Origin of the sequence: Acinetobacter guillouiae CIP 63.46 (assembly GCF_000368145.1) — a bacterium.
Taxonomy (GTDB): domain Bacteria; phylum Pseudomonadota; class Gammaproteobacteria; order Pseudomonadales; family Moraxellaceae; genus Acinetobacter; species Acinetobacter guillouiae.
Genome location: NZ_KB849283.1, coordinates 930,434 through 945,461 on the forward strand (window position 1 = coordinate 930,434; position 15,028 = coordinate 945,461).

The 15,028-nt window shown below is 38.2% G+C and carries 9 protein-coding genes; 3 read left to right on the forward strand and 6 right to left on the reverse strand.

Going from position 1 to position 15,028, the window contains the following annotated elements; genetic code table 11:
- Positions 1-98 precede the first annotated feature (98 nt).
- The 3 genes from F981_RS09610 to F981_RS09620 form a co-directional block, all read right to left on the reverse strand.
- Positions 99-1,064 carry a 2-hydroxyacid dehydrogenase gene (locus F981_RS09610; RefSeq protein WP_004720978.1) on the reverse strand — a complete coding sequence of 322 codons (966 nt, stop codon included), beginning with the start codon at positions 1,062-1,064 and terminating at the stop codon, positions 99-101.
- A gap of 34 nt (positions 1,065-1,098) precedes the next feature.
- Positions 1,099-1,806: a hypothetical protein gene (locus tag F981_RS09615; RefSeq protein WP_004720980.1), complete on the reverse strand. Its 708-nt coding sequence runs from the start codon at positions 1,804-1,806 to the stop codon at positions 1,099-1,101.
- A 152-nt stretch (positions 1,807-1,958) separates the two neighbouring features.
- On the reverse strand, positions 1,959-2,171 hold the full coding sequence (locus F981_RS09620; RefSeq protein ID WP_004720981.1) for a hypothetical protein: 213 nt from the start codon (positions 2,169-2,171) through the stop codon (positions 1,959-1,961).
- A 735-nt stretch (positions 2,172-2,906) separates the two neighbouring features.
- Between F981_RS09620 and F981_RS09625 the strand changes: the two genes are divergently transcribed.
- Positions 2,907-4,535 (forward strand): long-chain-fatty-acid--CoA ligase, encoded by a 1,629-nt coding sequence (locus F981_RS09625; RefSeq protein WP_004720985.1) that lies wholly within the window; start codon positions 2,907-2,909, stop codon positions 4,533-4,535.
- 365 nt (positions 4,536-4,900) lie between these two features.
- Here F981_RS09625 and F981_RS09630 read toward each other — a convergent pair whose 3' ends face one another.
- Positions 4,901-9,442, reverse strand: a complete 4,542-nt coding sequence (locus F981_RS09630; protein WP_004720987.1) for a translocation/assembly module TamB domain-containing protein — start codon at positions 9,440-9,442, stop codon at positions 4,901-4,903.
- A gap of 35 nt (positions 9,443-9,477) precedes the next feature.
- A complete protein-coding gene (locus tag F981_RS09635) occupies positions 9,478-12,222 on the reverse strand; it encodes an autotransporter assembly complex protein TamA (protein WP_004720989.1) in 2,745 nt (914 codons plus the stop codon).
- Between the two features lie 175 nt (positions 12,223-12,397).
- On the opposite strand from F981_RS09635, the gene F981_RS09640 reads away from it, so the two are divergent.
- Both F981_RS09640 and coq7 read left to right on the forward strand, forming a co-directional pair.
- Entirely contained in the window at positions 12,398-13,717 is a 1,320-nt protein-coding gene (locus F981_RS09640) for an MFS transporter (RefSeq protein WP_004720991.1), read from the forward strand.
- Position 13,718: 1 nt separating this feature from the next.
- Positions 13,719-14,354, forward strand: coding sequence for a 2-polyprenyl-3-methyl-6-methoxy-1,4-benzoquinone monooxygenase (gene coq7 / locus F981_RS09645; RefSeq protein ID WP_004720993.1), 636 nt, complete (start codon positions 13,719-13,721; stop codon positions 14,352-14,354).
- Positions 14,355-14,476: 122 nt separating this feature from the next.
- On the opposite strand, the gene F981_RS09650 is transcribed toward coq7, so the two are convergent.
- Positions 14,477-15,001, reverse strand: coding sequence for a hypothetical protein (locus F981_RS09650; RefSeq protein ID WP_004720995.1), 525 nt, complete (start codon positions 14,999-15,001; stop codon positions 14,477-14,479).
- Between the last annotated feature and the right edge of the window lie 27 nt (positions 15,002-15,028).

Genomic DNA, 15,028 nt, shown 5'->3' on the forward strand with positions numbered 1-15,028 from the left:
AATATAACATTGAATTTAGTACAAATTCGCAATGAAGTGTTAGGGGGCTGTAAACATTTCTTATGTAATTTGCATTGTCAGCAAACATTCAACATCCACTAGAAGTTTTCATTGACTAAATATCTTGGTGTGCGTTGTTCCAAAGCATCGACTAAATTTTGAAAAGCCAGTTCCGCCATTTTCTTGCGCGTCTCGGCAGTTGCTGAGCCGATATGCGGTAAAGTCACGACATTATCCAACTCAAACAATGGCGATTGTTGCAACGGTTCTTTTTGGTATACATCTAGACCCGCAGCAAAAATTTGACGGTTCTGTAAAGCTTCAGTTAATGCCTGTTCATCCACTACTGAACCACGCGCAATATTGACAAAAACAGCGTACTTTTGCATCAAGGCAAACTCTTGAGCACCGATTAATGCTTTAGATTGGCTATTTAAGTCTACTGCAACCACAACAAAATCAGCTTGTTTTAACAGTGCTTCAAGACTTTTATATTGTGCATTAAACTGTTGTGCAACTTCGATTTTTTCACGGCGATTATGATACAAAATATTCATATTAAAGCCATAAAATCCACGTCGTGCAATTGCTGCACCGATATGACCTAAACCGATTATTCCTAAAGTTTTACCAAAAATTTCTTGACCAAATTGTGTCGCATTGACTGTACGTTGCCACTCACCTTGTTTGGTCCAGTGATCTAGACTCGGTACTTTACGTGCGGCACTCATCAACAAAGTAAACGCTAAATCCGCAGTCGTTTCGGTTAATACGTGTGGTGTATTCGACAACCAGATTTTCTTTTGATTTAAATAATCAACATCGTAATTATCATAGCCTACACTGACAGAGGAGATAATTTTTAATTTTTCTGCAGTGGCTATATTGCTTTCATTAATCAAACGACCCGCACCAATCATTGCGTCTGCATCAACAACCGCTTGACGAATTTGTGCATTGATATCGCCTTGCTTAGGATTCAATACAACCAACTGATATTTTTCTGCTAATTTTGCTTGAACTTCTGAGTCGATTTGACTAAATACAACCACTTTTTTATTCATATCCCAGAAAACCTCTCAGTACAGATCTTGAAAACTAATTCAGTTTATTTTGCATAAATTGCCATAGGCGGCGTTTTAATAAGGGTTGCTCAATCATCTCTTGTAAACTTGCCAATTCAAACATTTCAGTATTGTTTAAATAAGGCAATTGACCAAGACTGATGATTTTGCGCTCTTGCCTTAGAGCATCAACAAACCCTTGAATATACATCGCAGCCCCTCTCCCATCTTGAAGCTGCAACATTGGAAAAGGCCATTTTAAATCATAAAACTGCCCTACAATCGCCTGCTGTATATTGCCCCATAGTGTTAATTGATCAGCGCTGATTTGAGTACAATCGACAAAGATGACACAGCTTTCAATGCAATAGGCTTGGATTTCAAATGGCGCAATTTGTAATGCAGGCTCGACAATAAAGTTTGTCTGTTGCTGAATTTGTTCAGGCGCTGAAATTTCTTCAGTTTGCTGTGTTTCAGGATTTCGTTTTAATAAAGAAACTTCAGGCTGATGTGCTTTTTCAATCTGTGACGGCTGTACATTTTGATTTTCTAATTTTGCATCAGATTGAGTTGAATGCGTGTTCAATTCAGGCACAACAGCAATATCCCGTTCAACTTGAGCAATATCACGGTATAGCGCATTTTCATAATGACGTGTTTGAACATCAACCTTGGGGATCCAAAGCTCTATTCCCATCGTAGCCAAAATGCTACGCTGATGTTCTGATGCGTTCATATTCATTATGGATTCAATACACACTATTCAAGCTATATTTTAGCTGTGTTTTGACTTTTTTGTCGCATTAATCAAAGTAAAAAAACACGATAAATTAAATTTAAGCGCAAGAATATGTTACATGCTGATTTTAGCGACAATCGTTGAGCACCAACTCACTATAAAGATGTGATTAAAATTCCGTACTTTGCCGTAAGATACATCCCCTGACGAATGATATCTGTACCATTGGCATGATGAACTTTGAGTTCTTGAGTCAACACATCAAATTGAAAAGCATCATAACAATCTTGATGTTGGCATAACCAATTTAAAGTATCAGCAAGATGTTCATCGACAATATAATTTTCAGCTAAAAAATCTTTAGACATTATGATTCAAAGACAATAAAACAAGAATAGCATTATTCTAACGTAAATTTAGCAATACTTAAAAAACCAAGACAGCCTTAAGCAATAAAATAAAACAGCCATATGCAATCAAACGAGGACATCTATCACCATAAGATTGAATGAATCAGCTTGCAAAACTAGATTTTTATTATTTTCATTTAGAGATATAACGCTTTCTAAATATCACCATATTTTATCGAATGATCATAATATAGTGATATTTTGCGATCGCTTCTAGAAAATTAATGATGAGCACCACACTTACGGCACTCTTTAACCACAATATTATGTCCAATTTCATATTCAAAACTGTGGATACACAATAATTTTCTGATCTTTTGAAACATTCTAAAACTCCTTTTAATATGTCACGTCAATATAGTTTCATCCTAAAACATCAATGCCTTAACAAGACATGTAATATGTTTAGCACATATACATATATCTGAATAATACTTTCTCCTAGTTCTTTAGTCTGATATCCCAAATTTCATAATCAAATTTTCAAATTGTGATAATCCAACTAAGCTATTGTTTTTTATTGGTTAAAAGAATAAAAATGTTGCAAAAATATATTGTTTTTAAGCTTGATTTAATCTGACTTTTATATAGGATGAAATGATAGCTTTTTCTATTTAACAATTTTTTTCACTTAGAAAGCTTCTGAGAAAAATACAATTTAAGCCTATCAACAAGATTATAAAGGAATTTTATATGCAAGGACGTATGATGCAGCAACCATTATTAATCAGTAGCCTCATTGAGCATGCTACGCGTTATCATGGTGATACTGCGATTATTTCAAAAAATACCGATGGCACGATTACAAAGACAGATTGGACACATGTAAGCGAGAATGCGAAACGCTTTGCCAATGCACTTGCTGGACTGGGTTTAGGCTTAGGTGACCGAGTTGCAACGATTGCATGGAATAATCATCGTCATCTTGAATCTTGGTATGCAATTTCTGGAAGTGGCTTAGTCTGCCACACCATTAACCCTAGACTCTTTCCTGAACAATTGATCTTTATTATCAATGATGCTCAAGACAAAGTGGTGTTATTTGATAAAACATTTTTACCGCTAATCAAAGCAGTGAAAGCCCTTACCCCTCATGTAGAGCATTTCGTTTATCTGGGTGCTTTTGACCAAGATATTGCCGATGCCCTCCCAGATGTTAAGTTCTATGATGTGCTGATTGCAGAACATTCTGTACAGTACGAGTGGCCTAATTTTGAGGAAAATACTGCAAGCTCGCTTTGCTATACATCAGGGACAACAGGCAATCCAAAAGGCGCATTGTATAGTCATCGCTCAACCATTTTACACACCTATGCGATCGCGCTACCCGACTCTCTAAATTTATCTGCAAAAGATATTATGTTACCTGTGGTTCCCATGTTCCATGTCAATGCTTGGGGTACACCTTATGCCGCAGCAATGGTTGGTTGTACGTTGATACTCCCGGGGCCAGGTTTAGATGGCGCCAGCTTAGTACAAATGATTGATGAATATAAAGTCAGTATTGCACTTGGTGTACCGACTATTTGGCAAGGCCTGCTTGCAGCAGCAAAACAATCTGGCAGCACTCTTGAAAGCCTTAAACGCAATGTTGTTGGCGGTTCAGCCTGCCCACCAGCAATGATGAAAGCATTTAGAGATATTTATCATTGTGAAACCATTCATGCATGGGGCATGACTGAAATGAGCCCATTGGGTACAGGTAATCAGCTCAAAGCCAAACACTTAAATTTAAGTGAAGAAGAACAATTTAAAGTTCGCCTATCTCAAGGTCGCCCACCTTTCGGCGTAGATTTACGTATTACCGATGAAGAAAATGGTACACACGAAGTTGCTCGTGATGGACATAGCACGGGGAATCTGCAAGTAAAAGGCCATTGGATTATTGAATCTTATTATGGCAAATCAGAAAAAGCATTAAGTGCTGATGGTTGGTTTGATACTGGTGATATCGCCACGATTAATGAAGATGGCTATTTGCTTTTAAGTGATCGTGCCAAAGATTTAATTAAATCAGGTGGTGAGTGGATTTCTTCTGTTGAGCTTGAAAATATTGCCATGAATCATCCTGAAATTGCGATGGCTGCCGTCATTGCAGCAAACCACCCGAAATGGGATGAACGTCCAGTGGTGATTGCGATTAAACAGCAAGGCACTCACATTACTGAGCAAGATCTACTGGATTACTATGCTGATAAGATTGCAAAATGGCAAATCCCCGACAAAGTCATTTTTGTTGAATCCATTCCTTTAACAGGGACGGGTAAGATGTTAAAGCGTGATTTACGTGAACAATATGGTGATGTGCTATTAACTGAATAACACGATTGAAGTGCTTTAGCGTGTAACGCCATCTTCAAATCAGTTTTAAAAGCCCAATATTTCATTGGGCTTTTCTATTTCTAAAAAATTAGATATTCACCCCATGATCAGCCTTAAATAATCAGTGTAAATCAGCAAAACAAATGCATATAAAGATCCTTAATATATTCACCTATTGGCTTTGCAATAGCATGTGCAAAATCTTTGCACTACTCATATTCCATGCATTTTACGATGTGCTTTGTTTAGCTCAATGATTCATCTCATTTGATATAAATATAAAAAACTCGGATCGTAATCCGAGTTTTTCAATATTGATCAACTACATTTCAATGCCAATTGCATCTAAAATGTTTTATCCATAGCTAGAATCTCCAATGATAGAACACGTCAATGGCTTTTTCTAAAGACTGGCTGGCTTCCAGATATAAACGTTTATTCATTTGATAACGTAAAGTCAGTTTATTCACTGGTGTAAACACCCCCACACCATAACGAATATACAAGTCTGGCGTAATATAACCCGTCAAACTGACCTGAGTATCATCGCCTGTACCTTGTGCATCAAATGACAAACCACTTAAACCAAATGTACGTCCAATTTGGTTGGTAAATGCACGTGTTCCACCTAGCCCCAAACTGATCCCTGCTGCTGCAATCGTATTGTTTACATCCGATTTAAATCCTTCAGCATTACTTAAACCACTGGACCCTTCATTAATACGTCCTGTAATTAAAGCATTCATCGCTTCCTGATCAGACAAACCAGCATCATTATAAACTTGAATGTTTGGACTAGAAGCTGTGCCTGTAATACGTAGACCTACGGTACTGCCAGAAATACTCTTATTGGTATCGACATCCAATGTAGGATTAGACAATGGGCCATTAAAACGAGCAATGGCACGATTTAAGTCTAAGCGCTGACCATAAGCCTCAACGGTTACTTTTTGACTGACACCAATCGCACCATTGGCACGCATTGCAGTTTCCAAACCACGTTGAGAAAGATAAAGACGACCCACCAATGGAATACGACTGTTAAAGCCTTGGAAAATAACTTTATCGCCCAAGTTTACTGAAACATCGGCACGTATAGACCACGGCTGTGCTGCTTTAAGCACGGCCAGCTGATTTTGACCTTCTTTTACAATACGCACATCAGGTGACACATTGACTACGGTTGCACTGGATTCAGGCATTGAAATTAATGCACTAGGTACATCAACTTTACCTTTCACGGTCAGTTTCTTACTTAAAGGTAAAGCATCCAGTTCAATATCGGTATCGACAACCGCAGTAATCAACGGTGCTTGACGAATCAGCAATTTATCGCCATTGAGACGTAATTGTATATGTGGATCATTTTTCCAATCGATACTACCATTAATTTTACCGACACCACGACCACTGTTAAATGCACCATTAATTGTTGCAACGTCTTGACGAATTGAAGTGTAAATCTGAACATTATTCAAATTCACAGGCAGTGAAATCATACTAATTTCACCATTTTTCAAGCGCATTTCACCATCAAACAATGGTTGTGTCAGCGTACCGTTAATTTTTCCTGCAAGCGACAAAGTCCCATCGAGTTTACGTACATCGGCAATAAATGGCTTTAAGATTTTCAACTGAACTTCATTAAATGCCACCTCACCACGCATCGGCTTAGACTCGACATATGGGTTGACAATGACGCTGGCATAGCCTGTTCCGACATTCGGTGCTTTTAAATCAACACGCAACAACAAACCATCTTTTATGCTTTTCGCAATTACACTGGCTTCGTCATAGTTCATCGAAGTTGAAGGGTCATTTGGATCTTCTGCAGCAATACCAATTTGCCCATTCCGGGTAACCAGCTTAGCATCTAGCTTAGGTTGTGCACCTTTCGCCCATGATGCTTTTGCATAACCATTTAACTTACCTGTCAGTGCCAAACCTTCTGGCATAAACGCGGCAAAATCATTCAGATCTAAATTTTTAGTAACAAAGGAAACATTACCATTTTGCTGACTTGCGCGGATCGGTTGATCAAAACACAATTGGCTTTGCTGACTTGACCAACAATGCTGTCCAACATATAACTCCGATTTTGACGCGTTAAAAATAACAGGAGCATTTTGTTGTTGTAATAAGTGTGCTCTTACTGAGTCAAACTCACCTTTTTGAATCTGACCCAACCAATCATTTTGCGCATTAAATCCACCTGCAAGCTGTACATAAAACTTAGAATAATAGTTCCATGCCTGAAGCTGTAATAAATGTGCTTTACGTGTGCCTGAAAGTGTAATTCCTGCATGCTGAATTTCACGGTTTCCACTGCGTAAAGTATCCATTTGCGCCACCATTTTCGACGCTACAGTTTCAGAGGTTGGCAATTCACCCTTTAAGCTTAATTTTTTAATGCTTAGACTATCATTAAAACTAAAATTATCGACTGTGAGGTTTGCAGTTGCACTCAAACGTGGCTGTGCTTGTAGATTCAAATAACCATATGCTGTGCCACGTAATCCCCGATAAAGCTCATATAATGCAGGTGCATTGACTTTTAATCGTAGATTCTGTGCATTTCCTGTCGCCTGAACTTGGTTATTGGCATAAGACAAAAATAAGTTGTTGGCTTCAAATTGCTGTGGCATCAAGCCTTTTAAATCAGAATTTAAGACAACTGCAAGGTTACCTCGCCCTCTCAATGGTTTGTTATTGATCATGCCTGCAATATTCAATTGTTGAATATTAATTCTCTTCAGACGATCTGACCAATTCCCCTGAGTCTTCACATTCCCAGAAACTTCACCACGCACAGAAGAAACAAAATATTGCGGTTTAAAACGCACCAAAGATGCGTTGATATCCCAACCGATGCCATTGCTGATATGCACCAAGCCATTGGCTAAGATTTTTCCTGCAACACCATCATGCTGTAGCTCAGATATTTTAATTAGCTCTGGTGTACCCGCAACTCTAATCTTTAATAAGCCACTGCCTTGTTTCAGCTGTGACGCATTTAATGCGCCATCATAATTCACTGCAAAGCCTTTAAAAGCACCACCTGCATTGGCATCGTTAAAAATAACTGCGGCTGTACTTTTACCAGTCAATTGGATTGTTTCAGGGTTGGCTTGATTTGCAAGTCGGCCGGTTAAATTAATCGCATCAAAATTAATCAATTGTTGATTTGGTTTTGCAAAACCATTGGCTTTTATCTGCCCATTGATTAAATCTACTGGTGCTGTTGCGACAATACTTTGTGGATTAAAATCTTTTGCATTGAGCAAGGCATTCCATTTTAACTGGCGTTTTTCAGTAGGTAATTCAACGATTGCATTTCCAGATAAACTTCCTTTCGTTGCCACATATTCAAATGCTGGTACGTGTAGATCATTGCCTTTTAGGTCTAACTGAGCTGTGTATTTGCCCTCAGGTAAACTGCCTTTTTCATGTTGACGTACAACGGTTGCCACATGAATATTTTGCTGATCGTCAACCAGTGCAACTTCAACCTGACCTTGTTCACTGCTCAACCAGCCCACATAAGGCACTGCTCGGTCAATATTTTTCCAGTTAACACCCAATAACATCGGTTCAGGCTTTTTACCCTTTTGTTCAGCTTGATCTAATTTAACGTTCCAAGCTTCATATTTATCAAAATCAACATTGGCGGTTAAATGCATGCCTTGTTTTAATTCGCCCACTGAACCAATTTTGGCATCAAGCGAAACAGGTAAAAAGTCTTGAATCACTTGTGGGATAATTTTGTCTTTTGGATTGATTCGATCTAAACGGCCTTGCACATCCCAATGCACATGATCTTGCCAACTGACCAAACCTGCAAGATTTAAAGCACCACCCATCAATTGGCCATTTAAATTATTAATATTCAACTGATTGGTTAAATCGGTATGTGCTAAAGCAGTATATTGACCTTGTGGGATATTTTTACCACTAATGTCTGTATTAATATCTAAGTTTAGGCCTTTAACATCGCCTTGAAATTTCGCCAAGCCATTTTTAGACAGTAATTCTTGTTCCTGCAACAACGGCCAATGATAATCTTTAAAAACCAAAGCACCATTCATTGGAACATCATGACGCATCGGATGGATCACCGCCCAACCCGTTAAAAGATCGGGCGTTTTAGTCGCAACACCTGCTTTAATTGTGTCGAGTGAGCCACGCGCATGTACATAAATATCTTCAACATTTAAACTTTTTAAACTTGGGATCCGCAAAATTGCCTTGGCATTCAGCGGATAATCGCCTTGTTTAAAATTCATATTACCTGTCGCGTCTTTTACAGATAAATAGCCCATGTCCATTTTAGAGTTTTCAAACTTCAGCTCTGTACCCGACCACAATGCATTTTCTAAATGAATATCGTTAAAATCAATTTTTGTAGAGGCAGTTTGAAACTGCATATGATCTACATTTGCTTCATCTAAACGTAAAACAAAGGGTAACTTGATTTCGCTAAACTTAAAGGGTTCATCGCTTGGTGGTGTTTTGCTGATAATTCTTAAATTGTTAACATCAGCATGGCTCAGATGAATTTCTTTATCTAATATTGCGCGCCAACCCAAGGAAACATCCGCACGATCAATTTTGACATCAACCGCAGCGAGAGTGACCAAAACATTTTTAAGTATGATCCCTTGAAGCAAGTTACCGCTTTCATATTGGTAATCAATAATTTTCTGGCTTGAAGCAACCCGATCCAATAAAAACTTACTGCCTTTATCGGTACTAAACATCACAGCCAATGCAGCAATCAATAAAATAATGACCAAAAGCAATGACATCAGAATATTACGCAATATATTGCGCTTCTTCGGCGTCTGCGCTTGCTTTAGTTGATCATTTTGCTGTTCATTTTGAACATCTTGATGTTCTTCATCAGCCATAATATTTCCAGTAATTCTCTTATATTTTTAGTTAATTAAAGTTGTGAACCAATAAAGAAGTGCAGTCGAATTGGACGAGCAGGATCTGAAACACCTGATGCAACATCAATACGAATCGGACCAATTGGTGACTTCCAACGGATTCCTAAGCCTAAGCTATATTGGGTATCGTTACTAAATGATTTATCGTAAGCATTACCAAAGTCACTGAATATTGCGCCACGCCAACCCTCTTTAAATTGGTAATTGTATTCCAATGAACCGACAGCCAAACCTTGACCACCGACTTTATAACCATATTCCGTTGGAGATAAGCTCTTATAATCAAAGCCTCGCAAACTCTGATCTCCACCAGCAAAATATCTTAAATTATAAGGAACCTGTTCAAAATCTTTGGCAAAAATATAGCCGACATTCAAACCACCAACCACCTGATGATTATCATTTTGACCAAATGAATATAAGCCTTTCCAATCTGCACTGGTGATCGCCATATCCGTATCTGAAAGTAAAGATTTACTGCCAAGTTGAATTTTATAACTTTGCTTATATCCGCGTGTTGGATTGATCCGATTATCACTGGTTGTTTTGGTTGCTTCATAACCCAACAACAATGACTGCTGTTCTTGATTTGAACCAGGAATTAAAAAAGCATCAGGAATATTGGCAATATCTACAGGACCATTTTGAGTAACACGGTCTAAGCGGTAACGCACACCAAGAATATGCTGCCACTCTTTTCTTGAACCTTTAATAATACGGTCTACCCCGGCTACCGCAGACTCAATAACCAAATCCATGTCATTACCAATACCATCACGGGTTTCTCGTTCATAACCCGCAACCAAACTGAAGTAATCATTTAATGGATGTTTATAAGGAATGTTATAGCGAGCATCAATCGCTTGACGAATTTGTGACAATTCCATATTGGCATCAAAAGAATGCCCTAAATGGTTAACAATCGCACGTCTATATTGGCTACGTAAACGTACCCCTGTATCGGTCCCATAACCAATACCTGTCTCTAAACTGTTTAAGCGATCCGCATTTAAAGTCACAATCACAGGAATCTTTTTATTCTCACGTGCCTGATCTTTTAATAGATCATCATCAGATTCTTTTTCTTTCTGCTGCGCTTGAAGCTGCTTTAAGTTCGGATTGACCTCTTCACCTTGCGTTCCCGCAAACTGATTTTCATTGACCACATTTTGAGTCACTTCTTTATCTGACAAATGTGCTTTATCGGCATTGGTTTGCGCAGACAATGTTGTTTCAGTGATTTTTTGCTGATCTACTAAGGCTTGCAGATCAGCAGGAAGCTCAAGTGGTTTTACAATTGCATCCGGTTTAATCGCATCAACCAAGGTATAGTTAAAATAACGTGAGTTGGTTAAGTTATTGGCCAAACCATTAACACGCCATGCAGTGTAATCCGCACCATCTTCCCACGGCGCTAAGGTTTTTAAGATTTTTAAATCGATTGGGAGCGGCTTAGAAGGATCACTCATTCTGAACTCTACATCTTCGAGTTTATAACGATCGCCCGTTTCGTATTTTAAATCAATTTTGGCTTTGTTTTGTGGTTGTTCAACTTTGACATCATGTAAACGCCAATAACCATCAAAAAATCCATTATTCGATGCTGCATCCACAATTCGGTTTTTGGTAGATTCATAAGCACCATGATTGAGAATATCACCTTCTTCTAAATCAGGAAGTACGCCAATAACTTGGAACTGTGCCAGTTTAGAGCCAGCCCCTGTAAACTCAATATTTTGTTCAGCCACTTTGACTGGATCATGTGGAGTAACTTTAACCCCTAAATGAGTATCATCAATTTTAGTAAACTTGAATTCTGCATTGTAATAACCTACTGCTTGGGCAGCCTGTACCGCCAATGTTCTTAACTGTGGCACCGAGCCATTAAAATCAGAATATGCTTCTTGGGTAAAGGTTCCTAATTTTGCTTTTAAGTTAGTTGCAAGAACCGTAGGCGCACCTGTTACGGAAACACCGATTTTTGGAATTGGTACACCGTTGTCTTGCGGTCCACGGATTTTATTGACTAAACTTTTAAAGAAGCCAGGTTTAGCTTTTTCTTCATCAGTATTGCTCTGTGTATTATCAACCAAGGTTTTACCCGATTGATTTTCTTCTACAGAAATTTTATTGTCCGCACGAATGGTTTGTATAAGCTGATCAACATTGACTGGTGCTTGCGTAATTTCATTTAATTCTTGTTGAGTCGCATTAGTCACTTCGACTTGAGGTGCTTTGGTCACCCCATTACGAAAATTTTGCGCATCCGTTTTCGCATCTTCTGCAACTTTATAAATTTCATTTGCTAAAGACTGATCCACAGCAACAGCAGGTAACTCTTCAAGATCTTCAAATTGGATCGGCTTAAAATCATCTTGCACCCCCATATTTTTTTCTTGTTGTTCAAGCATTTTAACGCTATCGACTTGATCAGTTTGTTGAGCTTGTTGAATTTTCTGATCTAACTGGTCGATCTTTTCGTTGGGTACGCCTTGTTGAATGGCCGCTGATTCTAATTGTTCTTGAGTATTGCTGATTTTTTCAGAACTTGTGTTGATGGTTTCAGAACTTGACGGCAAGTTCTGATTGCTTTGTATTTGATCGGCATAACTGACAGGGATCGCAAAAACACTTAAAAAAACACTTGAACATATCAGTTTATTGATATGATAACGGTCAAAGTGTAAATGTACACTATGTGAAAGCACAGATTTTTTAAAATTAATTTTTGCTGGCATACCAAGCTCGAATGACCTAAATTTATTTGTAGAAAGATCAATTATTAAAAATCTTTCAAATACCCAAACCAATTGGTTTTACACATGATTTAAGTTAAAAACATGATACATGATTTTGAGAGATAGTTACCATTTCAACACATTTCTTATATATAACTAAATGAAGTCGTCTACAATGGAAAAAAATGAGCATATTTTAGGGACAAGACGTTTTTTACCGATGTTCCTTACCCAGTTTTTTGGCGCCCTGAATGATAATGTTTATAAACAATCATTATTACTCGTCATTACCTATGGTTGGATTCATCATCAGTCTGCCAATATCAGTACACTCAACAATCTCGCTGCGTTACTGTTTATTCTACCCTATTTCATCTTCTCTGCGACCGCAGGTCAAATTGCAGATAAATACGAACGCTCATTTTTAGTCCGAAGTATTAAAATTTTAGAAATCATCATCATGCTGATCGCCTCAGCGGGTTTTTTATTGGGTAATCTTTGGATTTTACTCTTCGCCTTATTTTTAATGGGCACGCATAGTACTTTTTTTGGGCCAATCAAATATGCGATTTTGCCTGAAATTTTAAAACCCAATGAACTGATGTCTGGTAACGCCCTGTTTCAGTCAGGCACATCCATTGCGATTCTAATTGGGATGATTTTAGGCGGCGCAGTCATTTCGCTGTCACAAGGCAATATGATCTGGATTTGCTTAACCATCGTATCTATTGCAGTAGTGGGTTATTTATCCAGTCGTTTTGTCCTTAAACAATCTACTTCAAATGAAGACTTAGAGATCGATTGGAATTTCTTTCGTACCAGTTTCCAAACCATCCGCTATGCTAAAAGTTTACCGTTAATTTTTATCGTACTTTTAGGCAATTCTTGGTACTGGTTTTATGGTGCAACTTATCTCACACAAATCCCGCAGTTAACACAGCAAAACCTACATGCCAATGAAAATGTTGTTAGTTTATTGCTTACATTTTTTTCTGTCGGCATTGGCGTAGGTTCGTTACTGTGCCGTAAAATTGGCGGTGCAGAAGTGAATATCAAAATGGTACCGCTTGGTGCGATTGGCTTAACACTATTTGCACTCTATTTAGCAGCTAGTTTGGCTTTTGTTCCAGAACGTACCGGTGATCTGATTGCGATTTCTGATATGTTTAATTCAGGGGCAATTTATTATCATGTCATGCTTGCAGTCACCTTATTGGGCATAAGTGGAGGTTTTTATATCGTTCCACTTTATGCCATGATGCAAGCCTATGCCCCAAAATCTCACCGTGCACGTGTGGTTGCGGCAAACAATATTTTTAATGCAATATTCATGGTTTCATCGGCAATTTTTTCTATTCTCATCTTAAGTATTTTGAAAATAGATATTAAAATCTTATTCTGTATCACAGCTGTGCTGAGTGCTATTTTTAGTACTTGGTTATTAATTCGTTTAAAACCATTAATAGCGACAACTCAGGTTTCTTTGGAGGACTAATATGCGTCAATATACTGGCATCGATAAATTGATCAATTCATTTGACCAAGCTTTAAGAAGTTTAGTACCTGGTGCAACTTCAGCACAAAGAAGCAATCCGTCCAATGCAGTAGAAACTAAGCTGGCTGTCAGTGAAGCACGTCATGTTGCAGGCTTAATGCGCGTTAACCATAGTGGTGAAGTCTGTGCTCAAGCGCTTTATCATGGGCAAGCATTAACAGCCAAACTTCCAAATGTACGTCGTGAAATGGAATTTGCAGCAATTGAAGAACAAGATCATTTGGCTTGGTGTGAAGATCGTTTAAAAGAGCTCGACAGTCATACCAGTTTGCTGAATCCTGTATGGTACGGTCTTTCTTTTGGTATGGGTGCGCTTGCTGGCATTGCAGGTGATAAATACAGTTTAGGTTTTGTGGCTGAAACTGAACGCCAAGTCAGCTTACATTTACAACACCATATCAGTCAGCTTCCAGCTCAAGACGAGCGCTCACGTAAAATATTGGTGCAGATGAATGAAGATGAACTGCATCATCGTGATACAGCATTAACTGCTGGTGGTGTAGAGCTGCCTATTCCAGTGAAGATCACCATGACTGCTATTTCTAAACTGATGACCAAGACCAGTTATTTTATCTAATTTATCTAACAGTCTGATTTAACTGATTTACAAGCCCACTTGCTGGGCTTGTTTTTTTAGTATTTTAATAAGGTCTGCTTAACCCACATTTTGATGTAGAGATGTAGGTTAAAAATAAAAAATTACTCAGCAACGCCCAAAAGTAATTTAGCTGTATTCGGTGCCAATTTTGCAGTTGCGACAGGCAATAAAGATGGATTGAGCGGATATTGAGTTCCATCAAATTTCAACATCACTTGCCCATGCTTTCGGCTATAAACCAGCACTTGCTTCCAACCATTATGCATATATGTTGTAGAGTAAACTGGTGTATCCACCAAGGTTGTTTTACTTAAAAAGTCAAACTGGTGATTAGATTTTCCTTGAAAGATCAGCATTGTACAACCACCAGACCCACACCAATCTTGCCCTTTTAAAAGCACGATGGCTTCATCTTGTCCATCTTGATTGAGATCATCAAATGCCACATCAAATAAAGCTTGATCTTGTGTATAAGCATTCACTTTTTGCTTAAGATTGTTATCCCGCTGTTGTAAGCTTTGCACTTCACTTACAGCTTGTACTGGTGTAACAGATTGTTCAGGTAAATGGCGACATGCACTAAATAAAAGCACACAACTGAATAATGCCAAGGGCTTAAAATACATTGTTTTTTAACCTATTTATTTTAAAGA